This is a genomic window from Paenibacillus sp. JT31N17 (genome assembly GCF_056269255.1).
In genome coordinates, this window is sequence record NZ_JBWDNP010000004.1 from 223,097 (window position 1) to 245,660 (window position 22,564).

Annotated in this window: 16 protein-coding genes; all 16 read left to right on the forward strand. The window is 53.4% G+C overall.

The genetic code is table 11. From position 1 onward, the window contains the following. Nucleotides 1-83 precede the first annotated feature (83 nt). The 16 genes from AC0YOB_RS16555 to iolG all read left to right on the forward strand — a co-directional run bounded on the left by AC0YOB_RS16555 (nucleotide 84) and on the right by iolG (nucleotide 22,564). Entirely contained in the window at nucleotides 84-1,163 is a 1,080-nt protein-coding gene (locus AC0YOB_RS16555) for a Gfo/Idh/MocA family protein (RefSeq protein ID WP_475793716.1), read from the forward strand. A 27-nt stretch (nucleotides 1,164-1,190) separates the two neighbouring features. Further along, a complete protein-coding gene (locus AC0YOB_RS16560; RefSeq protein WP_475793717.1) occupies nucleotides 1,191-2,066 on the forward strand; it encodes a sugar phosphate isomerase/epimerase family protein in 876 nt (291 codons plus the stop codon). Between the two features lie 43 nt (nucleotides 2,067-2,109). Beyond that, on the forward strand, nucleotides 2,110-2,949 hold the full coding sequence (locus AC0YOB_RS16565; RefSeq protein WP_475793718.1) for a sugar phosphate isomerase/epimerase family protein: 840 nt from the start codon (nucleotides 2,110-2,112) through the stop codon (nucleotides 2,947-2,949). 230 nt (nucleotides 2,950-3,179) lie between these two features. Next, on the forward strand, nucleotides 3,180-4,505 hold the full coding sequence (locus AC0YOB_RS16570; protein WP_475793719.1) for an outer membrane protein assembly factor BamB family protein: 1,326 nt from the start codon (nucleotides 3,180-3,182) through the stop codon (nucleotides 4,503-4,505). Between the two features lie 541 nt (nucleotides 4,506-5,046). Further along, the gene (locus AC0YOB_RS16575; RefSeq protein ID WP_475793720.1) at nucleotides 5,047-6,840 is read left to right on the forward strand and encodes a sensor histidine kinase; all 1,794 of its coding nucleotides are present in this window, start codon (nucleotides 5,047-5,049) and stop codon (nucleotides 6,838-6,840) included. After that, nucleotides 6,833-8,248 (forward strand): helix-turn-helix domain-containing protein, encoded by a 1,416-nt coding sequence (locus AC0YOB_RS16580; RefSeq protein WP_475793721.1) that lies wholly within the window; start codon nucleotides 6,833-6,835, stop codon nucleotides 8,246-8,248. The genes AC0YOB_RS16575 and AC0YOB_RS16580 overlap by 8 nt, the downstream gene beginning before the upstream one ends. Before the next feature lie 190 nt (nucleotides 8,249-8,438). Then, nucleotides 8,439-9,347: an ABC transporter permease gene (locus tag AC0YOB_RS16585; RefSeq protein WP_475793722.1), complete on the forward strand. Its 909-nt coding sequence runs from the start codon at nucleotides 8,439-8,441 to the stop codon at nucleotides 9,345-9,347. Next, nucleotides 9,347-10,285 (forward strand): carbohydrate ABC transporter permease, encoded by a 939-nt coding sequence (locus AC0YOB_RS16590; protein WP_475793723.1) that lies wholly within the window; start codon nucleotides 9,347-9,349, stop codon nucleotides 10,283-10,285. Before AC0YOB_RS16585 ends, AC0YOB_RS16590 begins: the two co-directional genes overlap by 1 nt. A 54-nt stretch (nucleotides 10,286-10,339) precedes the next feature. Next, on the forward strand, nucleotides 10,340-12,004 hold the full coding sequence (locus AC0YOB_RS16595; protein ID WP_475793724.1) for a type 2 periplasmic-binding domain-containing protein: 1,665 nt from the start codon (nucleotides 10,340-10,342) through the stop codon (nucleotides 12,002-12,004). A 288-nt stretch (nucleotides 12,005-12,292) separates the two neighbouring features. Continuing rightward, the gene (locus AC0YOB_RS16600; RefSeq protein WP_475793725.1) at nucleotides 12,293-14,080 is read left to right on the forward strand and encodes a right-handed parallel beta-helix repeat-containing protein; all 1,788 of its coding nucleotides are present in this window, start codon (nucleotides 12,293-12,295) and stop codon (nucleotides 14,078-14,080) included. Nucleotides 14,081-14,334: 254 nt separating this feature from the next. Beyond that, a complete protein-coding gene (locus AC0YOB_RS16605; RefSeq protein WP_475793726.1) occupies nucleotides 14,335-15,351 on the forward strand; it encodes an iron-hydroxamate ABC transporter substrate-binding protein in 1,017 nt (338 codons plus the stop codon). Nucleotides 15,352-15,968: 617 nt separating this feature from the next. Next, nucleotides 15,969-17,831, forward strand: a complete 1,863-nt coding sequence (gene iolD / locus AC0YOB_RS16610) for a 3D-(3,5/4)-trihydroxycyclohexane-1,2-dione acylhydrolase (decyclizing) (RefSeq protein WP_475793727.1) — start codon at nucleotides 15,969-15,971, stop codon at nucleotides 17,829-17,831. 50 nt (nucleotides 17,832-17,881) lie between these two features. Beyond that, complete coding sequence (gene iolE / locus AC0YOB_RS16615; protein ID WP_475793728.1) at nucleotides 17,882-18,811, forward strand: myo-inosose-2 dehydratase; 930 nt, start codon at nucleotides 17,882-17,884, stop codon at nucleotides 18,809-18,811. Continuing rightward, complete coding sequence (iolC, locus tag AC0YOB_RS16620) at nucleotides 18,808-19,818, forward strand: 5-dehydro-2-deoxygluconokinase (RefSeq protein WP_475793729.1); 1,011 nt, start codon at nucleotides 18,808-18,810, stop codon at nucleotides 19,816-19,818. Before iolE ends, iolC begins: the two co-directional genes overlap by 4 nt. A 223-nt stretch (nucleotides 19,819-20,041) precedes the next feature. Beyond that, complete coding sequence (locus AC0YOB_RS16625; RefSeq protein WP_475787552.1) at nucleotides 20,042-21,487, forward strand: CoA-acylating methylmalonate-semialdehyde dehydrogenase; 1,446 nt, start codon at nucleotides 20,042-20,044, stop codon at nucleotides 21,485-21,487. A 54-nt stretch (nucleotides 21,488-21,541) separates the two neighbouring features. Then, a complete protein-coding gene (iolG, locus tag AC0YOB_RS16630) occupies nucleotides 21,542-22,564 on the forward strand; it encodes an inositol 2-dehydrogenase (protein WP_475793730.1) in 1,023 nt (340 codons plus the stop codon).

Genomic DNA, 22,564 nt, shown 5'->3' on the forward strand with positions numbered 1-22,564 from the left:
AAGCGTCCCATGCAGATGAATTAATCATGACGTTCATGAACTTATTATATCCGGTTTCAAACCAGGGTGAAAGGATGGAATGGATGACAATTCAGGCTCGGAAGTCGAAGTTGAATATTGGTGTTGTCGGTGCAGGTTCCATATCCAGCGCGCATTTGGGGGCTTATGCGGCCAATCCGGATGCGCGTTTGGTTGCGATTTGCGATCTGAATGAAGGACGGGCGAAGGAGGCTGCTGTCAAATACGGGGCCGAGAAGGTATACACGGATTACCGGGAGCTGCTGGCCGATCCGGAGATTGACGCTATCAGCGTATGCACATGGAACAATACGCATGCCGAGATCAGCATCGCTGCGCTGGAAGCCGGCAAGCATGTCCTGTGCGAGAAGCCGCTGTGCAAGACGGTCGCCGACGCGCTGCTGGTGGAGGAAGCGGTGAAGCGGTCCGGCCGTCTGCTGCAGGTTGGTTTTGTCCGCCGCTATGCCTCCAATACGGAAGTATTGCGCCGTTTTATTGATGCCGGCGATCTTGGCGAGATCTACTATGCCAAAGCTTCATGTCTGCGCAGGCTGGGCAATCCGGGAGGCTGGTTCTCCGATAAGGAACGCTCCGGCGGCGGGCCGATAATCGATCTTGGCGTGCATATTATCGATGTATGCTGGTATCTGATGGGCAAGCCGAAGGTCAAGTCCGTCAGCGGCAACACTTACCGCAAGCTGGGCAACCGGTCGAATGTACAGAATCTGTCTTTCTATAAAGCGGCCGATTACGACGCGGAGAAGAATGATGTCGAGGATATGGCCAATGCGCTGATCCGTTTCGAGAATGGCGCGTCGCTGTTCGTGGACGTCAGCTTTACGCTGCATGCCAAGAAGGATGAGCTGACGGTCAAGCTTTATGGCGATAAAGGCGGCGCGGAACTGGAGCCGGAGCTTGCGATCATGACGGAAAGCCACAATACCATCGTAAATGTCGCGCCTCAGGTCGACCATTTGGGCTTTGATTTCCAGCAGGCTTTCAGCCAGGAAATCGCCACATTCATCAACAGCTGCCTGGGTACGGCGGAGACGCTCAGTCCGGTGCAGGACGGCGTGGAAATTACGAAGCTGCTATCGGCGATTTACGAGTCGGCAGGCCAAGGCAAAGAAATTCATTTTGACTGATCCTCTACCAGGAAAGGAGAGACCGTGGTGAAATTAACGAATAAAATCGGCGTCATTGTGGACAGCTTCAATCTTGGCGTTCGCGATGGCTTGTTGAAAGCAAAAGAGGTCGGGGCGGAAGGCGTGCAAATTTATGCCGTTTCCGGCGAAATGGACCCTGCCAACCTGTCTGCTGAGGACAGGCGCGAGCTGCGCAGCATGATCGGCGGATTGGGGCTGGATATTTCCGCGCTCTGCGGCGATCTGGGCGGCCATGGCTTCCAGGACCGCGCAGCCAATGCGGTCAAGATTGAGAAATCCAAGCGCATTCTCGATCTGGCGGTCGAGCTTGGCACGGATATCGTCACCACCCATATCGGCATTGTGCCGCATGAAGGCAGCGGCGCAATCTATGAGGCGATGCAGGAAGCCTGCGACGAGCTCGGCCGTTATGCGAAAAGCATGAATGCCTATTTTGCGATTGAGACCGGACCGGAGCCTGCGGCCCATCTCAAGAGCTTTCTCGACACGCTCAGCACGAACGGCGTTTCCGTCAACTTTGATCCTGCCAATATGGTCATGGTGACAGGAGATGATCCGGTTCAGGGCGTCCATACGCTGAAGGATTACATCGTACACACGCATGTAAAGGATGGCAAACGGCTGCGTATCGTGGACCCGCGCAAGGTCTACGGATTTCTTGGCTACGACGCCATGAGCCATGAGCATATAGCCGAGATGGCTGCTTCAGGCGCGGATTTTGAGGAAGTGCCGCTTGGCGAAGGCATGGTTGACTTCAAGGCTTACTTTGCAGCGCTTCAGGAAATCGGCTACAGCGGCTATCTGACGATTGAACGCGAGGTCGGCGACAAGCCGGAGCTGGATATCCGCCGCGCCGTCGAGTTTATCAACGCCTACCGTTAGCGCCGGTTCTCCCCAAGAAACGAAGAGGAGCTGCACGAAACCTATGAAAACATCGCTTAGTGTCTGGAGCTGCCACAAATATTTGTTTGACAAATCATGGACCAATGCCGACTTTATCGATTTTGCAGCCTCTACGGGTGCGCAGGGGGTTGAACTGCTCAGCGTATTTTGGAATGAGGAGACGGATATTCCTGCCGTCCGCGATGCGCTTGCTCGTACAGGCATCCAGCTTGCCTGTTTCGGGGCGTGCAACAATCTTGTCCAGACCGATGCCGCCGCGAGAGAGGCACAGGTGCAGGATATCCTGCGCTCCGTCGATATGGCGGTGGAATTTGGCGCCAGGGTCGTACGTGTATTCGCGGGCGACAAGGGGGATGGCATCAGCTACGAGCAGGCAAAAGGCTGGATTGTGGACGGTCTGAAGCAGGGTGCGGATTATGCTGAATCCAAAGGGGTCACGCTCTGTCTGGAGAATCACGGCATCTTCGCAGGCAGGGGAGATCAGGTCGTAGAGCTGATTGAAGCAGTCGGGTCCTCCGCACTTCGGAGCACCTTTGATATGGGCAATTTCCTGCTTGTTGACGAACAGCCCGTGGAAGCTTTCAATCAGGTATCCGCATATATTCATCATGTACATGCCAAGGACTTCCGCAAGGTTGGACCGGAAGAGACGGAAGGTGTATACCGCTCCATCGCCGGCGATCCTTATGTGGGAACCGTTCCTACCGAAGGCGATGTTCCGGCCGCAGTTCTTGTGGGCAAGCTGGCGGAGACGGGTTACGACGGCTGGTTGTCCGTGGAGTACGAAGGACTGGAAGAGCAGCGTTCGGGATCGGAGCGGGCGGTGCGAATCATCAATCAGCTGGTTCATTCGCAGGGTTAATGTTTAACCTGTTATTCCGGGTAGATGAGCTTCATCATAATATACGGCAGGGGTATCGTTGTCTTATAGACTGCGGAGCCCTTGCCGTTTTTTGTTCTAATATGAGAAAGGTTAAAATTCCTTCATGCTCCGCTTATATGCAGATTCATTCAGGAGGTACTTAATTATGTTAAAATAAATGAAATCGTATTTCCGCCAGATGACTAGGATAAGGCAGGTGAGCGAATAGAATGCTTTCTATCAGAAAATCGCTGCTGAGGAGAACCATTTTAACACTGGCAGCGGCTGCAGTTTCCATCTCTATGCTTGCAGGCTCCGCTGTTTATGCGAGCGTCGATCCGCATACCTCTTATGTGGGCAATAATGTCGATACCCCTGTACAGACCAAGACTGTGAAGGATTATTGGGCAATCGCCATGGATAAGCCTGTCGATGATGAGTCCATGGGCGGCGGCGTGGTTGCCTCCGGGGAGAACAAGCTGTTTTTGATCCAGGGAGGCCAATTGCTGGCAGTGCAAACCACAACCGGGAAGAAGCTGTGGTCCTTCGGAAGCAGCCTGAAGACAACCGTTGTGTATGAGAGCGGACATGTGTACGTTGTGTCGAACAGCGGAGTGCTGTACGCGGTTGACGCCGCTTCGGGCAAGAAGCAGTGGACATCCGCCGTGCCGAGCAAAGGCACTTCACAGCTGTATGTGAATGGGAAACAGCTGTACGCACTGAATGGAGACATCCATGCCTACCAGGTCTCAGACGGCTCCTTCCTGTGGCGCGATGACTACAAGGAGCCGCTGCCGGGGCCGCTGTTATTTGCCGGAGAGCGCATATTCGCGTCCAACATCGAGTCGGGCGCGTATTCCTACGAAGTGCTTCATGCCTTCAACCAAGAAACAGGCAAAGAGGCCTGGCAGAAGATGAACAAGAGTTTTCCGGTTGCGGTTGAGAACGATACGATTATTGTGCAGCGGCAGCAGACCATTATCGATAAAGGCATGCTGGTCACGCTCGATACCCTGGGCATTGAGGACGGGAAGGCGATAAAGTCCGTCGAATATAATCCGGAAAATATCGATCTGGATAAAGAGGAATTCTATTCTCCCGGAACGGCCTGGATCAGCGGCAATCAAGTCTATATCGCGGTGGGGATGAAGGTATACGCATATCCCCGGAATGAAGTTCCCGCCGAAGCCGTGAAGCAGACCTATCTGTCTCCGGCAGCCGGTGATGTCCGTTATGCGCTTGGTCCCTTTGAAGGGCGGCTGATCTTCTCGGACAGTCAAAGTATTCTTGGCGTCAAGCTGGCCAACAAGGGGCCGGTCTTCTATAATGGAGGCCTCTCCAATCCTATTGCCCGCATCGATTTGATTGGAGGCGGCATGTATGTCGCCCAGACCGACGGGCGTCTGATTGCCATCGACCTGCTCAAAGCCGAGCCGGTCGAGCAGCTGCTGACCTACGGCCGCGTATTCGGGCCGACCTTTGCTACAGACGGGATGATCGTTGTGCAGACCAAAGGCAAGCTGCTGGCTTTTCCGCAGCCGAAAAGCCTCAAGTAGGATATACACTATATATCCAATTTTAGATATGAATGACATGAGGTGTCTGCTGACGAAGTTTCGCCTACGCCAAAGCGTTCCACGGACGTCGCTGTTGCCGGTCACGGGGACAGAAATAAGTGGTGGAGCAGGCACTGATGACCGCCATCTCCAGTACGTACAAAAAGATCGCCAACCACCTGTCCAGGCAGGCAAGGTTAAGGGGGTCTTTTTAATTCAAGCAAGGAAAACGTTATTCAGTAGTCAAAAACAAACAGGCCACGAAATCGGGATATCATAATATAACTAAGTTATGTCATATTATAATGGCTTGCGCCCCCCAAAATCTGGATTTGTATTTATGAAGCTTTTTATCAAGCATTTGATGCTGTACAAGAGGGAGACCAGGGTAAAGCGGTAGAAGCTAGAGTCGCGATAATCAACACCGAGAATCCGCCTCTTCATATCCTTGTTTTTCCGATGGATTGACGTTGTCCGCCGCTTAACGTAATAATAGGCGATATAAAAGCAACAGTTAATTTACAAGGACGGGGATGAGGGCTTGGCCTACCTGAGAAGATTGTCGATCCGCTCGCAATTGTTTATATTGGCGGGTTCGTTCATCATTGTGATCCTGATTATTATTTTTCACAGCTACTCCACCATGTCCGGGATGATTACGCGGAATCATGAGGAATATGTCAAGCAGACGATATCGGAGATCCAGAAGAATGTAACCTCCAACAAGGATGTCATCTACAGGCTGATGCAAAATATATCCTACAACGAGGAAGTCCAGAACTACCTGGTGGAGAAGAACGCTTTGCTCAAATACGACATGTTCAAAAAATTAAACAAGCTGTTCATCAGCCAAAGAGAGCTGAAGGAGGGCATTCTGGATATCGTCCTCTCCGGAAATAACGGGCAGTGGGTAGATCTGTACGGCGGGAACAAGTATGTATCCGCTCTGAGAGATGCCGTCCCGCCAAAGGTAAATGCCTATTACTCGGGTGTCCAGCGGTTCGGAACGCTGTTCGGAGGGGAAGAGGGACTGGTCTTCGCCACCAGCATTTACTACATGAAGCAGGGCGAGCTGTTCAACACGCGGGTCGGCACGATGTTCTTCATTGTGGATCCGAAGGCTCTGGTCGGCGAGCAGGACTATTCCTCCAAGCAGACAAACACGCAAATTTATTTGCTGGACCGGGACCAGAAGGTGATTACGAGCAATCTGCAAAATGTAAGCGTAGGCACCCAGTTGACGGGTTTGCCCAGCGGCACTTCAGCCGGAAGCGATAAAGCGCTTCAATGGAACAACAAGCTCTATGTGATGCAAAGGCAAAGTCTCCCGGACATCGACGGAAGCATTCTGAGCATGGCGCCCAAGGACGAGCTGCTGCGCGATCTGCTCGACATCCGCAGACAGGAGCTGCTGATTCTGGCCATCTGCCTGCTGATTCTGGCGATTCCCTTCATGTTTATTATTAATAATATTCTCCGGCCGCTGAAAAAAATGATGTTCTTCATGACAACCGTCAAGCGCGGGGACCTGCTGAAGTTCAAAAAAAGAATTTCCCTCCAGGGCTATATGGAAATCAGCATCATGGCCTCGGAGCTGAACAGCATGCTGGACGAAATCGACCAGCTGACGCAGCGTCTGATCGAGACCAACACGAGGCTGTATGGCATCGAGCTGGAGAAGAAGAAATCCGAGCTGGCTTTCCTGAGAAGCCAGATCAATCCACATTTCCTGTACAATACGCTGGAAGCGATTACGGGGATCGCCGTCGTCAACAAGCAGAACCAGATCAAAACGATGACGCGCGCCTTGTCGAGTATTTTCCGCTACAGCATCAAGGGAACGGGCATGGTTCCGCTCAGCGAGGAATTGGGCATCATCAAATCGTTCGTCAGCATTCAGCAGATCCGCTTCAAGGACCGCTTCTCCGTCGATTATGAATGTACGGAAGAGGCTCTGGCGTACCGGGTTCCGAAGATGATTTTGCAGCCCCTCGTTGAGAATGCGGTATATCACGGATTTGAGCCCCGTTTGAAGCACGGGCTTCTGGAGATACGGGGATTCGTCGACGAGCAGGGAAGTCTTGTCGTCAGAATCGTGGATGACGGCATGGGCATAGATCCTGTCCGTCTTACGGAGCTGCGCGCCCTTCTGGCTGCCCCGCCGTCCGCTCTTGCGGAAGAAGACGAGGAGCAGAGGAGCATCGGGCTGGTCAATGTCAATAACCGGATCAAGCTTATGTTTGGAGAGGCATGCGGCATGCGTGTGGAGAGTACGCTTGGCAGCGGAACAGCCATCGAGCTGACCATTGCGGGGAGGAGAGAGCTGAATGCTTAAAGTGCTGATTGTCGATGACGAGAATTGGGTCGTGGAAAGCTTGAAGGATATGGTCGATTGGCAGCGCCACGGCTTCGAGGTGGTCGGCCAGGCCTACAATGGGGTGGATGCGCTTGAGGCGATGAACAGGCTTAAGCCCGATGTCGTCTTTACGGATATCCGGATGCCGGAAATGAACGGCCTGGAGCTGATCCAGCGGGCCAGAAGCCTGGCCTTTCCCATCCATTTTGTCGTCGTAAGCGGATACGCCGAGTTTGCCTATGCGCAGAAAGCGCTGACGCACGGGGCTCTGGCTTACTGCCTGAAGCCCTTTGATGAAATCGAGATCAACGGCGTGCTGGCGAAAATAAGCCGGATGCATGCGGTCGCAAGGCCTGCTCGCGATTCTTCTCTTATCCATCTGCTGGAGGATCCCAGCGCCGGGAATCAGCTGAAGCTGCAGGAGGAGCTGGAGAAGGAGGGGTTCTCCGATTGGAGCAGCGCAGGCATTGCAGCTGTTGTCTCCGTCGGTTCGTCCGAGCTTGAAGGCATCCAAAGCCCTGTCATCAAGCTGAAAATCGGCACCGCCAAAACCGCTTTCCTGCTTCAAGAGCGTCAGGCGGCAGCCCTCAGGGACAAATGGAGGACGGGCGTCCCGCAAGGAATCAGAGGAATCGGCTTCAGCGGCAAAATAACGGATTTGGGTAAGATCAGAGATGCGATCTCAGGCGCCGATATGCTTGCGCATCAATTTTTTGTTACCGGGAAGCCCGCGGCCTATGATCAGCAGCCCTTCCGGGATCAGGAATTGAACCGGTATATGGTGGATATGAGCACCGCCGTCCGCGACAAGGACAATCCGGCCATTCATCTCGTTTTTGAACGGATCGGGGAGCTGTTCAGGGCGCAGGCTCTGTCTATCCGGCATGCCTTTCAGGTGTATAATATGACGGTTTCGTTCCTGTTCAAGCTGGGGCAGACGGAAAGCATTCTGTACAGCTACGAGCAGCTGGTTCAGTCGTATGAGCATGTGTTTGCGATGCTGGATGAACTGGAATCGCTCGCCACCGGTTATTCCGGCACCGCCGACCCGCTGTCCGTCGAAACCAAGAACCGGACCTTCAACGCCATTCTCCGCTTTGTTACGGACCATTTCACCCAGGAGCTGTCGCTGCAAAGCCTGGCGGATCAGTTTTTTATGAATCCGAGCTATATCAGCCAGCTCTTCAAGAAAGAGGTCGGAGAAACCTTCACCGCCTATATCTCCAGACTGCGCATCGCTTACGCACGCGAGCTGCTGGATCATGAACAATATTCCATCCAGGAGATTGCCGAGAAAATCGGTTATCAGGACTATTTTTATTTTGCCCGCATTTTCAAAAAAATGACGGGGACGACACCCAGCCAATACCGCAATGACCGGGAGTGACGCTCCCGGCTATGCATTATTTTTAGAATCCATATGGATTATCTTTAGAAAACTTTCCCGGAAAGTTTTCTTTTTTTGTGAGCGCTTTATTTTCGGCTCCAAAACCATAAATTGCGTGCATAGACGCATTGGGCCGGCAGGGGCGATAATAAATGGCGAGGTCATGGTAACGCTTACGAGGAGGTCCAAGATGGAAAAATTATTAGGGAAGGGCATTTACAAGCACAGGTTCCTGTACATTCTGCTCCTTCCTACCGTACTTTATTATTTGCTCTTTCAATACTTTCCGATGTATGGAATTTTGCTCGCCTTCAAGGAATTTCATATCAAAGCGGGCATCTTGCAAAGCCCGTGGGTGGGGCTGGCCAACTTCGGGGAGCTGGTCAAACAGAGCGATTTCTGGCAGGCGTTCAACAACACCATCATCATCAGCCTGGGAAGGATCGTCATCGAGTTTCCGGCGGCCATCATTCTGGCATTGCTCATCAATGAAGTGATGAAGGAGAAGCTGAAGAAATTTTACCAGACGGTATATACGTTTCCGCATTTCATCTCCTGGGTTATTATAAGCGGGATTATGCTTAACTTTCTCGGCGAATCGGGCGTGCTGAACCAGATCATCTCCGCGCTTGGCTTTGAGAAGCATACGTTTCTGACCGATCCCGGATTGTTCCGGCCGATCGTCTTCCTATCCAATATGTGGAAGGAAGTAGGCTGGAGCGCGATTATTTATTTGGCTGCCATTGCCGGCATCAACCCGGAGCTGTATGAAGCCGCTTACGTGGACGGAGCAAGCCGGTTTCAGCAGTTGAAGGCTATCACATGGCCATCAATCCGCGGTACGGCGGCGATCCTGCTCATTCTTGCTGTGGGCAATGCGATGAATGGCGGTTTTGAGCAAATTTTCAACCTTTACAATCCCGGCGTCTATAAAACAGGCGATATCATCGATACGTATGTGTACCGTTCCGCGTTCGGCGACGGCTTAAGCTTCGGGGTTACGACGGCGGTCGGACTGTTCAAGGCTGTACTCAATTTCGCGCTCTTGTATTTCGCCAATTTTATAGTCAAACGGCTGGGTGGGGAGGGGCTGGTGTAATGGAACCGGCATTGAATCAAAAAAGCAAGGCACCGGTTGTGGATCATGCAAAATGGGCGCAAAGACGGGGCAAACTGAATGCGGCGGATATGATTATCCATGCGATCCTGATGCTGCTGACTCTTTGTACGATATTTCCGTTCTACAATGTTATTCTGATGTCGTTCAGCAACACGGTTGAGATCTCCAAGCAGGTCGTATATTTGATCCCGACGACCTTCGACTTCTCGGCCTACAGCTATATTTTTCATGAGCCGCGGTTTCTGAAAGCTTTCTACGTCACGCTGTTTGTGACTGTGGCAGGCACGGCCTTAAATATGCTGGTCACCGTGTCGGGCGCCTATGTGCTTTCCAAAAACGGATTTCCCGGACGGAAGTTTATTATGTCAGCCATCCTGTTCACCATGTTTTTCAACGGCGGCCTGATTCCGTTCTACCTGATGATGAAAAATTTCGGGCTCATCAACAATCTGCTGGTCATGATTTTACCGGTGGCCGTCAATACCTTCTATTTGATCATTTGTATCGCTTTTTTCCGGACGCTGCCGGCGGCATTGGAGGAATCGGCCAAGATCGACGGAGCCAACGAGATTCAGATTCTCTATAAAATCATTTTGCAAATCTCCAAGCCCATGATTGCGACCATCGCGCTATTTTATGCGGTGGACCGCTGGAATGAATGGTGGTACGGCGTCCTGTTCATGACCGATGTGCAGCTGCTTCCTCTTCAGGCGCTGCTGCGGGAGCTGCTGACCAATTACCAGCAGCTGCTGTCAGGAATCAATGTAAGCTCGGTTGTAGCGCAAAATTCGCAGCTTCGTCCGGAAATGCTGAAAATGGCGGTTCTGGTCGTCAGTGTTCTGCCGATTGTCTGCCTGTACCCTTTCCTGCAGAAATACTTTTCCAAGGGCGTCATGATTGGCTCGATCAAGGGATGATAGAAGCGTAAGGCTTTTATTATAAAAAAATAAGATTAAGGGGATACGTAGAACATGAAGAAAGCAAAACTGCAGGTCCTGTTGTGTTTAATCGCCGCCCTGATGGTTACGATCATTGCCGGCTGCGGCAGCAATGACACGGGGAATAATCAGCCGGCGGCAGATGCGTCGGATTCGTCAAATGCCGCAAACCAGACGGATACGGGGGCTGCCGGAGATAATCCGTTTGCGGAGCATATGGATATTTCCCTGTCCTGGTGGGGGATCGGCGTAGGCTTCGGGAAGAATGACGAGGTGCTGCAAAAGATTGAAAAGGATTTCAACGTTACTCTGAAGCCAATGGATATCGGATGGGATAACTATAAGGAGAAATCCCAGGTGTGGGCGGCAGCCGGACAGCTTCCGGATATCATTACACACAGCATCACCAACGATAATCCCGCTACGTACAATGACTGGGTGAATCAGGAGCTGATTCATGCGCTGCCGGACGACCTTAGCGCTTACCCGAATGTGGAGAAGGTTGCCAAGGCGGAAGACGTGAAGGGAATCTACAAAGACGGCAAGCTCTATGCGATTCCGCGCATGACTTATCCTAACACCGATTTGTGGGCGGTTGACCGCGCGCTGTTCGTCCGCAAAGACTGGATGGATAAGCTGGGCATTAAGGATCCAACAAATTTCGACGAATTTGCAGCCATGATGAAAGCGTTTGCGGATCAGGATCCGGACGGCAACGGCAAGAACGATACAACCGGTGTCGTTATGAATACGCTCGGCTATTTTAAATATGTATTTATCCCTACATTCCCGCAGTTCGACAATTCAAGCTGGGTGAAGGAAGACGGCAAATGGATTCCGTTCTATGCCTCCAAGCAGATTGAGCAGGTTATGGTACAGGCCCGCAAATTGTATACGGACGGCGGTCTCGATCAGGATTTTGCGGTTGAGAAGGCGGGAGAAGCAAACCAGAAGTTCTACCAGAACAAGGCGGGCGCTTTGTCGTTTAACGTGGATTCCATCAAAGGCGCAACCGGCGTTAAGGCAGAGTGGGAAAAAAACAATCCGGGTGAAAAATTCGACGACCACGTCAAGCTGCTTCATCTGTGGCCTGCGGCGGACGGCAATATCTACCGTCATACGACAAACACATGGTGGTCTGAAACGATGATTAACGCCGATGTCGATGACAAGAAGCTTGACCGCATCCTGCGCATCTATGACTGGCTGCTTTCGCCTGAAGCCCAGGATTTGTACAACTACGGCATCGAAGGCAAGGATTACACGAAGGATGGCGACAAATATACGATTACCCGTCCAAAAGACGATAAAGGCCAATATGTTGATCTGAAGGAGGAGTATCCGTCCCTGGATATTATCTCGCAGCTGGCTGCCTGGAGAAATGCAAGCACTCTGGAGGACAGCGAGGCGAACAGAGCGGCATTCGGCGATGAATCGGTGCAATTTGTCCAGGACGAATTGAACTGGCAGATGACGAACGCCAAGGCGATTCCAACCGCTTTTGAAATTTATACGATGTCCACGCCGGCGAAGGATAAGCTCTCTGGCATCAACTTCGACGATGATTTCACAAGAGTGATTCTCGGCAAGGACGATCCGGTCAAAATGTGGCAGGAAACCCTGAAGGGCTACGACAGCAAAGGGCTGCAGCAGGCGATTACAGAAGTAAACGCCGAAATGGCGAAAATCAATAAATAATTTTCGTTAAGGGAGGATTCCGCCTATCATATGCGGAATCCTTCTTATTGTCCTGGAGCTCAATCTCAAATTAATGGCGGATTTCCAGCTTCGCAAATGGTGACAGGGTGGTATTTTGAAAGGGAACTGCGCTCTTGGAGATTACAAAAGGGCTATAGTAAGTCAAAACCTCCTTGCATGCGGGGTGGTCTGGTGCGCGGGCTCTGGAAGAAGGAGAAACCTGACTGCAGCTCCGGTACTTGGCCCGTTCACAGAACGTATACAATCAAACAAAGGATGGTTCAAAGAATGCCAACTGAAGAAAAGGGAACACATCCCGCTCCCGCAGTCATCCGGCTTACCGACTATGGCGTGCTGCCGGATTCCGGGGCGGATGCCATGGTTCCGATGCAGCGTGCGATTGAGGCTGCTTCCCGAATTGAAGGGCCAGTCGTGCTGGAATGCCAGACAGGGCGGTATGATTTTCACCCGGAGCACGCGACCAGAACGCCTTATTACATTTCCAATACGGCCAGTGAGGAAGAGAATCCGGATGTGACCAAGACGGTCGGGATCCTGTTCAAAGGCATGAAGGATGTTGTATGGGAAGGGAACGGCTCCCTGTTCGTTTTCCACGGCAAACAAACGATGATTGTGATCGATTCCTGCAAGAATGTCACAATCAGCGGTGTCCACACAGAGTACGAAAGGCCGACCGTCGCGGAGATGACCATCGAGGAAAGCGGGAGCGATTATTTCGATGTCAGGATCCATCCCGATTTCCGTTATGAGCTTGAAGCGGGCAGGCTGTATTTTCTTGGCGACGGCTGGCGCTTCCGGGAAGGTCCTATGCAGGAATATGATCCGGTTACCGACAAAACCTGGAGGATCGATAATCTGATGGAGAAGGCCGTCCGTGTTGAAGAGCTTGAGCCTTACCGGCTGCGGCTGCATATGGAGGCTGCCCCGAATCAGGTTGTGGGTCGGGTTCTGCAGGTTCGCGACGGCTTGCGCGATCAGGTTGGGGCTTTTATTTTGATGAGCCGCGACATAATCTGGGAAAATGTCGGTATGCACTTTATGCATGGGCTTGGCATCGTATGCCAGTACAGCGAGAATCTGCGCTTTGACCGGCTGAATCTGGCTCCCCGTCCGGAGACCGGCCGAACGGTCGCGGCCTTCGCCGATTTCATTCACTTGTCAGGCTGCCGGGGCAGCGTGAGCATCAGCAGCAGCCGGTTCATCGGAGGGCATGACGATCCGATTAATGTGCATGGCACGCATTTGCAGATTGTCGGTGCGCCTGCGCCTGACCAATTGCATCTCCGGTTCATGCATCCGCAAAGCTACGGCTTTGACGCTTTCTTCCCCGGCGATGAAATTGAATTCGTCAGAAGCAGCTCCCTTGCCGCTTATGCCTGGAATGTGGTAAAGGCTGTTAAGGCCGTCAATCCCCGGGAGATCCTGCTTACCTTAAGCGAGCCTGCTCCGGAGGGGATAAGGCCTGGCGATGTTGTGGAAAATATAACCTGGACGCCTGAGGTTGAAATTACGAATAATTATTTTGCACGGGTTCCCACCCGGGGCGTACTTGTGACTACGCGCCGGAGGGTTGTAATTGAAAATAATCACTTTGAACGCATGACCATGAGCGGCGTGCTGGTTGCCGATGATGCAGAGAGCTGGTATGAATCCGGCAGGGTGAAGGATATTGCGATTCGCGGCAACCGTTTTATCGAGTGCGGGAGCAGCAGCAATCCCGTTATTTATATCGCACCCGAGAACACGGAAGTTCATGCGGATAAGCCTGTCCATGCCAATATCCGTGTAGAAGGAAATTATTTTCTGACGGCTGACGCAGCGGTTCTGGGTGCCAAGAGCACACGCCAATTAAGCTTCACGCATAATGAAGTTTCCGTAACAGGAGAATCATCGGCTATCCCGGATATAATTCGCTTGAGGGCCTGCAGTGACGTGACAATTGCCGATAATTCGTTCGCTGGCGCTGGAGCGGACCATAAACATATCCGGATTCAGGATATGAATCGGGATACGCTGGCGGTGCCGCCGGAGCAAAGCTTGCCGGTTATCGGCTAGCACCAAAAAGCAAAATCTCCATCTATTAAAACCATGAGCCGATCAATGACGCTCCAGAAGACGGCAATGATCTTCCGATTGATCTTGTACCCTCAATTTCTGAATTTGGGAATCGCACAAAGCTGGAATTCGGGGTACAAAGGCGATCGTTGCCGCTTCTCCAGATTTAAATGCAGAAAAAGGTTGACATGAGGTGCCTGAATATTTGATAATGAGAATCGTTATCATATATTTGATTCGGAGGGGTTTATAACTTGAACATATTTAAACGCAAATTTCCGGCACTGCTCCTTGCAGGAGTAATGATCATCGGTCTGCTCGGCGGGTGCGGTGCTTCGGAAAATCAAGCCGCCGCTCCAGCCGGAGATTCGGGCAAGGGAACCACCGACAATACAACGCCTGCAACAAGGACGGTCAAGCATCTAAAAGGGGAAGCGACGATTCCGGCCGAACCCAAACGGATTGCCGCATTGGACTACCGGGTGGCCGACTCGCTGCTTGCCCTGGGAATCAAGCCCGTTGCGACGGGAAGCTATGCCGGTACGACAGATATTTCTTATATGGACGGCAATCCACTGAAAGAGGCAATAAATCTGGGAGATACGCCGAACCTGGAAGCGGTTTTGGCTGCCCAGCCGGATCTGATTATAGGGACGGATGTGCAGAAGATCGATTATGACAGTCTGACCCAAATCGCTCCGACCATCATTGTATCGGTAACGCCGAAAGACTGGCAGACCGCGCTGCGGGAACTGGGACAAATGCTGAACCGGGAGAGTCAGGCCGACGAATGGATCGCGCAATATTCGGCGAAGGTGGAAGAGGCGAAGAAGCAGATGAGCGAACGGATTGGACCGGACGAGACTGTCATGTTCATTCGCGTGCTCAAAAAGGAATACAGGCTGTACGGAGAGCGGCAGCTGACCGGAACGCTTCTGTATCATGATCTCGGGTTGAAGGCGCCTCCGCAGGTGTCGGCCATCGAAGGGGTTAACCAAACGATTTCCTTGGAGACGCTGCCTGAGATCAATCCGGACTATATTTTGCTGGATGTAGGCGCCATTGTGCAGGGCGGCGACAAGCAGGGCGAAGCGCTGTACAATGATTTGCAGCAGAGCTCATTGTGGAAAAATATGAAGGCTGTGCAAAACAATCATGTGTACCGCGTTCCCGACTGGTTTTTCCGCACCGACTTTCCGCTTGCCCGAAGCAAAGCGCTGGGGGTTGTAGTCGACGCTCTCGTTAACGGCGAACAGGCGCTGCCAAAGTAAACCCGGCGCATATGAACCGGCCACGATGTGCATGCTTCCCCACAACTGAAAAAAAGGATCAGGGCTGTTCCAAAAAGGTCGTAAAACGGACCTAAGGGAGCAGCCCCTTTTTCTGCGTCAATAGAGGCAAACAAAGGCGATCTTAATGTCACTTTGCATAAATCCAAGCAGGACACATCCGGTGCCGGGGCCGATCTTCTGGGTTCTTCATCTTCACCGCGTGCGCCCCCAGGTCTGATCCCCCGGACGTAAACATGCTCTTCGCACACTTCAACCGATCCAACGAAAAATATATGCAGAAAATTCTCAATGGAAAGGGATTAAATGATTAGTAAATGATGGACATTTTCAACGGTTTGGCACTGGTTACCGCCCAGAAGACCGATATAGAGGGGCCCGTGCCTCCGGCAAAAAACGCACCGCGCACAGCGCCCAGCCAGCGGTGCGGCGTTGCATGACGGCTGTCCGGCCACATGCGGATCAAAGAAATAGGTTGATTCGCTGCTCTTTCAGACCTATAATAAGTTAAGCGCTTCACCTAATTATTATTGTATGGTATTAGTTATTAATATCATTAAATAGAAAAAGCGCTTAATCCAATTGCTGAGGAGGATAAAATGAGTACAATCCGGTTAACGATGGCACAGGCTCTTTTACGGTTTCTGGATAATCAGTATATCTCGATCGATGGCGAGGAAACGAAATTTATTGCCGGGGTTATGGGGATTTTCGGTCACGGCAATGTGACGGGAATCGGCGAGGCGCTGGAGCGCAGTCCCGGCAGTTTGCAATATGTGCAGGGCAAGAACGAGCAGGGTATGGCCAATGCGGCTACCGCCTATGCGAAGCAGATGAACCGCAGGCAGATTTTCGCCTGTACCTCTTCCATAGGACCGGGAGCCTTGAATATGGTAACGACGGCCGGTACGGCTTCCGTCAACCGCATCCCGCTGCTGCTGCTGCCGGGCGACAATTTTGCATCGAGGCAGCCCGATCCGGTTCTGCAGCAGCTTGAAGTCAGCAGCGACTACACGGTAGCGGCGACCGACTGCTTCAAGCCGGTCAGCAAATATTGGGACCGTATCGTTCGCCCCGAGCAGTTGATGAACGCTGCGATTAACGCAATGCGGGTATTGACGGACCCGGCGGACACCGGCACGGTTACGCTCGCGCTTCCTCAGGATGTCCAGGCCGAAGCCTATGATTATCCCGAAGCATTCTTTAGTAAGCGCGTTCATTATGTTGAAAGACGCCTGCCGGCCCGCGATGCCGTTCAAAGAGCGCTCGAATTAATCAAGTCCAAGAAGCGTCCGATCATCATCGCCGGAGGCGGCGTCCGTTATTCCGCCGCATCGGATGAACTGAAGGCATTCGCGGAGGCACTGGGTATTCCGGTAGCGGAAACACAGGCGGGGAAAGGCTCCATATCCTGGAAGCATCCTCTGAATGTCGGAGGCATTGGGGTAACTGGAGCGCTTGCTGCGAACAAGCTGGCCAAGGAGGCAGACTTGATCATTGGCGTAGGAACCCGGTATTCGGATTTTACGACAGCTTCCAAATCGGCCTTTCTCCATCCGGAAGCGGAGTTTCTCAATATTAACATCAACGGAATGGATTCCGCGAAGCTGGGCGGACTGTCCTTGACCGGGGATGCGAAAGAAACGCTGGCTATGCTGAAGGACAGCCTGACGGATATTAGCTTTTCCGGCAGCTATGGGGATGAGGTCGCCAGACTGAGAACGGAATGGGAGAACGAAGTCGACAGGCTGTACGCCCTGGAATGGGAAGGCGGCCTTGCGCAAACCCGCGCACTTGGCGTCATTAACGAAACGATTGGCGAAGATGCTGTTGTGGTTTGCGCGGCCGGAAGCCTGCCGGGCGATCTTCAGCGTCTGTGGAGAGTCGGCAAACCGGGCGGCTATCACATGGAATACGGATTTTCCTGTATGGGCTACGAGGTCAGCGGCGCATTCGGCGCGGCTTTGGCCGAGAAGGACCGGGATGTGTACGCTCTTGTCGGAGACGGCAGCTACCTGATGCTTCACTCGGAGCTCGTCACAAGCCTCCAGGAAGGAAGAAAGCTCACGATTCTGCTGTTCGACAATCATGGATATCAATGCATTCATAACCTGCAAAGAGGCAATGGCAGCGACGGGTTCGGCAATGAATTCCGCTACCGCGAGCCGCAAACAGGCCGTTATACCGGCGATTTCATACCGATTGATTTTGCTGCCCATGCCCGCAGCCTTGGGGCGGCGTCCTATAAGGCCAATACGGCGGAAGAGCTGCGCGAGGCGATTGTTCAGGCGAAGCAGGAGACGAGGACGACGCTGATTGAGATCCCGGTCGTTCCAGGGACCAATACGGACGGCTACGAGTCCTGGTGGAATGTCGGCGTGCCCGCCGTGTCGGAGAGCGGCAAGGTGCTTGAAGCGCATGCGGAGATGCAAAAACGGCTGCAGACGGCGAAAGCTTACTAAAGGTTGTTCAAACAGCTGAATGTTTGAACACGAATTATTAGGAGGGCATAATGATACAATTTCCTTTTCAATTAGGCGCCCATCCCATCAATTGGGTTGGCGAGGACGTCAAGGAGCACGGGGACGACACGACCTACGAGCAAATTCTGGACGATATGCAGTCGCTGGGTCTGACGGGCACGGAGATGGGACGCAAATATCCTACGGATACCGCGCTGCTCAAGGAAGAGCTGTCCAAGCGGAATATTCAGCTGGTTTCACAGTGGAAATCCGTTCTGTTCTCTGATCCCGGCTATCGCCAAGCCGAGCTGGATGCCTTCCGGGAGCATGCCCGGTTCCTGCAGCAGCTGGGCAGTACGGTGATCAGCACCTGCGAAGTCGGCGGTTCCCTTCATTTTGACCCCAGGCGCTCGCCCAATGAGCGCGAGGTGCTGCGGCTGGATGAAGCTGGCTGGAGCAGCCTGGCGGAAGGATTGAACGCGGCAGGCGAAATCGCCAGGGAATACGGCTTGAAGCTTACTTACCATCATCATGGCGGCACCGTTGTGGAACGTCCGGAGGAAATCGACAAGCTGATGGAGCTGACGGATCCGGAAGCCGTGTTTCTGCTTTTTGATACGGGACATGCGCTGTATGGCGGGGCAGATCCTCTGACCGTGCTGCGCAAGCATTACGACCGGATCGCCTATATTCATCTGAAGGATGTGCGCCTGAATAAGCTTGAGCAAGCCAGAGCGGAGCAGTCGGATTTCATTACCTGCATCCGCAATGGGGTATTCACGGTGCCGGGAGACGGCGTCATTGATTTCCGCCCTATTCTGGAGGAGCTGGTCAGCCGAAATTACAGGGGCTGGGCAATGCTTGAAGGCGAGCAGGACCCGGCTGCGCATCCTGCGCGAGAGTATGCCGAGAAAGCGATCGCATATTTGCAGTCCCATATGCAGTCCATTTTGACAAGCGGGGCAGGTGACAGAGCATGACCTATGTGACATTTCCCTCGGGAAGAAGCTTTGACTTCACGGCGATCGGACGGCTGTGCATCGATTTGAACGCCAACGAGATCAACCGCCCGATGGAGCAGACGATGACCTTTACCAAATATGTCGGCGGCTCTCCGGCCAACATCACTATCGGCATGAGCAGGCTCGGCCATAAAACGGCGTTCATCGGCAAGATAGCGGACGATGCGATGGGACGGTTCATCACCGGTTATCTGGAGAAGAACAGCATCGACACGCGAAACGTGGTCACGGACAACACGGGAGCGGTAACGGGGCTTGCTTTTACGGAAATCAAAAGTCCCACCGACTGCAGCATTCTGATGTACCGGGATAACGCTGCCGATCTGAAGCTGACTCCCGTAGAGGTCAGCGAGGAGCTGATTGCGGCGAGCCAGGTTCTGCTCATCTCCGGTACCGCGCTTGCGGCAAGCCCTTCACGCGAGGCTGTATTTCTGGCACTGGATTATGCGCGTAAGCATGGAACCACGGTCGTATTCGATATCGATTACCGTCCGTACACCTGGATTTCCGCAGAGGAAACCGCCACTTACTACAATCTGGCTGCTGAAAAATGCGACATCATTGTCGGTACGCGGGAAGAGTTCGATATGATGGAACGATTCGAGCAAAATCCGGAGCGCAGCGATCAGTTTACGGCCTCCAAATGGTTCAATTATGCGGCTGGCATCGTCATTATCAAGCATGGCAAGGAAGGCTCCATTGCGTATACCCGCGATGGCGCGGAGCATAAGGCCAAATCTTATCCGGCGAAGGTCGTCAAGACCTTCGGCGCAGGCGATTCCTACGCGGCCGGCTTCCTGCACGGCATCCTGTCCGGCTGGACGATCGAGCGGAGCATGGAATTCGGCAGCGCTGCGGCCTGTATCGTGATTTCAAGCCACAGCTGCTCGGATGCGATGCCTACCGTGGAACAAGTGGAAGACTACATCGAACGCTGCAACCGCGGCGAAATTACAGCGGGGTGAGGCTGCGCCCGTCATTCCTGTCGGGCTGACTTGAGCCGCCCTTTGCATAATAAAACATAAAAGAGACTGGGATTTGGCTGGTGAAGCGGGCGGAAAACGAATGGGCCGCTTTTTGAAAATCCGGGGATAATTATCACCGAAAGTTAAGCTCCCCGCGAACAGCGGAAGACTTTTTCGCCAGCGCAGCCAGCTATCGCCAGTCTTTTAGAATGAGGAGACCTATATGACACAGACGCTGAAAAACTGGATCGGCGGCGAATGGATCGCCGCAATTGCTACGGAAACCGAGGATGTTTATAATCCCGCAACGGAGGAAGTGCTCGTCAAGGTGCCGCTGTCCTCGCAGGCGGATGTCGATCTGGCGGTCCAAGCGGCGAAGCAAGCTTTCCCGGCATGGAGCAAAACTCCCGTACCGCGCCGCGCGCGGATATTGTTCAAATACCAGCAGCTGCTGGTGGAGAACTGGGAAGAGCTCGCCAAGCTGGTTACGCTGGAGAACGGCAAGAGCTATGGCGAAGCCTACGGCGAAGTGCTCAGGGGAATTGAATGCGTCGAATTTGCGGCCGGCGCGCCTTCTCTTATGATGGGCAAGCAGCTGCCGGACATCGCGACCAATCTGGAGTCGGGCATGTACCGTTACCCGGTTGGCGTTGTAGGGGGCATTACCCCGTTCAACTTCCCGATGATGGTGCCCTGCTGGATGTTCCCGCTGGCCATTGCCTGCGGCAACACCTTTGTATTGAAGCCATCCGAGCGGACGCCGCAGCTGGCGAACCGGCTCGCAGAGCTGTTTCAAGAAGCGGGACTGCCGGGCGGCGTTCTGAATATCGTGCACGGGGCCCGCGATGTCGTCAACGGCATCCTGGAGCACCCGCATATTAAGGCGGTTTCCTTCGTCGGCTCCCAGCCGGTTGCCGAGTATGTATACACCACCGCTTCCAGGCATGGCAAACGGGTGCAGGCATTGGCAGGAGCGAAGAATCACTCCATCGTGCTGCCTGACGCCGATCTTGACCTAGCCGTGAAGGAAATCGTAAACGCCGCTTTCGGGTCGGCGGGAGAACGCTGCATGGCCTGCGCCGTCGTTATCGCGGTAGGCGAGATCGGGGACGAGCTAGTCCGCAGGCTGACCGATGCGGCAGACAGTCTGACCATAGGCAACGGCCTGAACGAAGGAACGTTCCTGGGGCCGGTGATCCGTGGGCCGCACAAGGAACGGACGCTCCACTACATCGAGTCCGGCGAAAGCGAAGGCGGCGTGCTGGTCCGGGATGGACGCAAGGACGCTGCGGCAGCGGGCCAAGGCTATTTTGTCGGGCCTACCGTATTCGATCAGGTCAATACAAGCATGAAGATCTGGAAGGACGAAATCTTTGCGCCGGTGCTCTCTGTCATGAGGGCCGATACGCTGGATGAAGCCATCGGGCTTGCCAATCGCTCGGAGCTTGGCAACGGAGCCTGCCTGTTTACGCAGAACGGCAGCAGCGTGCGCCAATTCCGGGAGACGATTGAGGCCGGGATGCTGGGCATTAATCTGGGCGTTCCCGCCCCTATGGCGTTCTTTCCGTTCTCAGGCTGGAAGAACTCGTTCTACGGCGATCTGCATGCCAACGGAACGGATGGCGTTGAATTCTATACCCGCAAAAAAATGGTGACCGCCCGCTGGTAACAGGGGCAGTCACACCTATATATAGCAGCCCGGATGGAGCGGAGGACGATGAGCATGAAGAAGATTAAAATAGGTGTGATCGGCGCAGGAAGGATCGGGAAGATCCATGCCGACAATTTGAGGAGAATTCCGGAGGCCGAGATTGTCGCGGTCAGCGATCTTTTTGCCGGTGAAGAGCTGCAGGATTGGGCCGGGAGCAGAGGGATCGGGATCGTCACGAAGGACAGCAAAGAGATCCTGTCCAACCCGGACATTGACGCGGTGTTTATCTGTTCGTCCACGGACACGCATGTGGAGCTGATCAAGAGAGCGGCGCAGGAGGGCAAGCATATTTTCTGCGAGAAGCCTGTCAGCATGGACATCAGCCTGACGGAAGAGGCGCTGGAAGAGGTCCGCAAGGCAGGCGTACAGCTGCAAGTCGGGTTCAACCGCAGATTTGACCATAATTTCAAACGGGTTCGCGAGCATGTACAGGCCGGAGAGATCGGCAGCCCCCATCTGATCAAGATCACCTCGCGTGATCCCGAGCCGCCGCCGGAGGCATACATCAAGGTGTCGGGCGGAATCTTTATGGATATGATGATTCATGACTTTGATATGGCGCGTTTTCTCTCCGGCAGCGAGGTCGAGGAGGTCTTTGCCCAGGGCAGTGTCCTGATCGATCCCGTTTTCTCCAAGTACGGGGATGTGGATACCGCCATTGTGACCCTGCGGTTTGAGAACGGCGCATTGGGGCTCATTGACAGCAGCCGCCGGGCGGTATACGGCTACGATCAGCGTGCCGAGGTATTCGGCTCGAAAGGGGCCGTATCCGTCACCAACGATCATCCCAACACAGCTGTCCTTACGACAGAGAACGGCCTCAGAAGCGATAAGCCGCTGCATTTCTTTTTGGAGCGTTATCAAGGGGCTTATATGGATGAGACGGAGCAGTTCATTGACTGCCTGCTGAATGGAAAACCCGTACCGGTGAATGGAAACGACGGCAGACAGGCGGAGCGCATCGCTCTGGCCGCCAAGCTGTCCCACCAGCAGCAGCGGGTTGTAAAGCTTTCGGAGATTGAGGACCTTAAATAA

What these genes read in the sequence shown, in the direction of transcription:
- AC0YOB_RS16590 (WP_475793723.1), top strand. Translation starts at nt 9,347, where the DNA reads ATGGAACCGGCATTGAATCAAAAAAGCAAGGCACCGGTTGTGGATCAT.
- iolG (WP_475793730.1), top strand. Translation starts at nt 21,542, where the DNA reads ATGAAGAAGATTAAAATAGGTGTGATCGGCGCAGGAAGGATCGGGAAG.
- AC0YOB_RS16600 (WP_475793725.1), top strand. Translation starts at nt 12,293, where the DNA reads ATGCCAACTGAAGAAAAGGGAACACATCCCGCTCCCGCAGTCATCCGG.
- AC0YOB_RS16555 (WP_475793716.1), top strand. Translation starts at nt 84, where the DNA reads ATGACAATTCAGGCTCGGAAGTCGAAGTTGAATATTGGTGTTGTCGGT.
- AC0YOB_RS16570 (WP_475793719.1), top strand. Translation starts at nt 3,180, where the DNA reads ATGCTTTCTATCAGAAAATCGCTGCTGAGGAGAACCATTTTAACACTG.
- iolE (WP_475793728.1), top strand. Translation starts at nt 17,882, where the DNA reads ATGATACAATTTCCTTTTCAATTAGGCGCCCATCCCATCAATTGGGTT.
- AC0YOB_RS16580 (WP_475793721.1), top strand. Translation starts at nt 6,833, where the DNA reads ATGCTTAAAGTGCTGATTGTCGATGACGAGAATTGGGTCGTGGAAAGC.
- AC0YOB_RS16625 (WP_475787552.1), top strand. Translation starts at nt 20,042, where the DNA reads ATGACACAGACGCTGAAAAACTGGATCGGCGGCGAATGGATCGCCGCA.
- AC0YOB_RS16595 (WP_475793724.1), top strand. Translation starts at nt 10,340, where the DNA reads ATGAAGAAAGCAAAACTGCAGGTCCTGTTGTGTTTAATCGCCGCCCTG.
- iolD (WP_475793727.1), top strand. Translation starts at nt 15,969, where the DNA reads ATGAGTACAATCCGGTTAACGATGGCACAGGCTCTTTTACGGTTTCTG.
- AC0YOB_RS16585 (WP_475793722.1), top strand. Translation starts at nt 8,439, where the DNA reads ATGGAAAAATTATTAGGGAAGGGCATTTACAAGCACAGGTTCCTGTAC.
- AC0YOB_RS16565 (WP_475793718.1), top strand. Translation starts at nt 2,110, where the DNA reads ATGAAAACATCGCTTAGTGTCTGGAGCTGCCACAAATATTTGTTTGAC.
- iolC (WP_475793729.1), top strand. Translation starts at nt 18,808, where the DNA reads ATGACCTATGTGACATTTCCCTCGGGAAGAAGCTTTGACTTCACGGCG.